The sequence below is a fragment of the Oleiphilus sp. HI0079 genome (genome assembly GCF_001635105.1).
Map to the genome: position 1 here is coordinate 1 of NZ_LWFT01000264.1, position 2,066 is coordinate 2,066.

General features: G+C 47.3%; 1 protein-coding gene. It reads left to right on the forward strand.

Going from position 1 to position 2,066, the window contains the following annotated elements:
- Positions 1 to 2,040, forward strand: a 2,040-nt coding sequence (locus A3750_RS03815) for a Tn3 family transposase (protein ID WP_068548031.1), incomplete at its 5' end; no start/stop codon positions are given.
- Between the last annotated feature and the right edge of the window lie 26 nt (positions 2,041 to 2,066).

The following is a 2,066-nucleotide window of genomic DNA, read 5'->3' on the forward strand; positions in this document are numbered from 1 at the left end:
TGGGAAGGCGCTGCTGCCAATATCAGCAAGGCTGCGGAATTGCTCCATCTTTTTATTGATAACTCCATCGATGAAAAACAGCCTTTTGGTGCTGTAAAACGGGAGGCTCAAAAGCTGCTTAAATGTCGGGATATCGAGTCATTGTGCCTGTATCTTAACAAGCAAAAACGCGCACTTGATGATTATTACTGGGAATACTATGACCAACAAAAGCCGCTGTTAGAGAAGGTGCTACGGCCAATCTTCCAGTGTCTAGCCTTCCAGGCTACTGAGAACACACAGGCCCTGGCTACACAGCTAGCCGTCACTAAGGGCGAGTTAGCCACTGGTGCTATTCTCCAAACCATGAACCGACGGCTAATTCAGCCCAAACAGAAGGCATACCTTATTGATCAGGAGAACAACGTCCTACCGGATCGTTTTGAGTGGCTCCTATATCTGCAGATTCCCAGCAAGCTGAATGGACAGCTCTATCTCCCGACCGTCATTAAGTTCCGTTCTCTCCAGGATGATTTGGTCAGCAATGAGCGCTGGAAAGGCAAAAAGACGCTGATCCAACAATCCATGTTGCCTCGCCTGACGGCGAAACCCAGCAAACTAATCGAGACTTTATCCTGTGATCTCAACGATAAACTACAACAGGTCAGTCGGCGCATCGAAAACGGTGACAACCAAAACGTTATCCTGCGCAATCGCACCGGTAAAACAAAGTGGCGGCTGCCCTCAACCGGTGTTAAAAGTATGCTGAACAACCCGTTCTTTGACCAGATAAAACCGATTAATATTACCGATGTACTGCGCTACGTGGATCAGGAGACTGGCTTTCTGGACAACTTTGAACATGTACTACCTGTCCAGTCGAAAGGCCGTGCGAATGTTAATGATCTGTTGGCCGTTATTATTGGTAACGGCACTAATTACGGGCTGTACGGCATGGCCAATATCTCCGACCGGGCGTATGACCAACTAAAAGGTATCCAAGCCAATTACCTGCGGCCGGAGACGCTAAATAATGCCAATGATGTAATCAACAACTCGGTCGCCAGGCTGGCCATCTTTAAACACTACAATATCCAGGAAGACCTCATCCATGCCAGTGCCGATGGGCAAAAGTTCGAGAGCCGGTTGGAGACTTTTAAAACCCGGTACTCCTCAAAATACTTTGGTACTAACAAAGGCGTCTCGGCCATCACTTTGATAGCCAATCACGCAGCGCTAAACGCCAAGGTGATTGGCTCCAACGAACATGAATCCCACTACATCTTTGATTTGTTGCAAAGCAATACATCAGAGATACAACCCGATGTATTATCGACCGATACCCATGGGGTTAATCATGTAAATTTTGCCTTGTTGGATCTGTTTGGCTACACCTTTGCCCCCAGATATGCCCAGTTCGGCAAGGTCATTGAAGAGATGTTCAAAGTCAGTGAAAACAAAGACCAGGGCGTAACACTGAGTTTAAAAAAGCCGATTAAAACAGACCTCATCATTGAGCACTGGGATACCATCCAGCGTATTGCCATCTCGCTTCAGGAGAAAAGTACCACACAAGCGATTCTGGTTCGCAAGTTATCTGGTTACAGCAAAAGCCACCCGTTATTACAGGCCCTGACTGAGTACAACCGTATGATCAAGGCCATGTACTTACTGGACTATATCGACGATGCTAGTCTCCGGGGATATGTACAGCGAGCACTGAATCGAGGCGAGGCCTACCACCAATTACGCCGTGCTATCGCATCGGTTAATGGTAACCGATTCCGAGGTTCGTCAGATTATGAAATCAGCTTGTGGAATGAATGCGCGAGGTTGCTCACCAACGCCATTATTTACTTCAACTCAATGATACTGACCCGTTTACTGAGGCACTTCGAGGGCATTGGCGATGAAGAAAAGCTGGGGATTACAAAGCAGGTGTCGCCGGTGGCTTGGCACAACATTAATCTGAATGGGACTTATAGCTTCGACTTTGAACAAAACCTGATCGATATCGAGGAAATAATGCGGCCGATTACCGAAACTGGAGGAAATGTCTAAGTTAATACCCCTCTGGAGACCAGGAA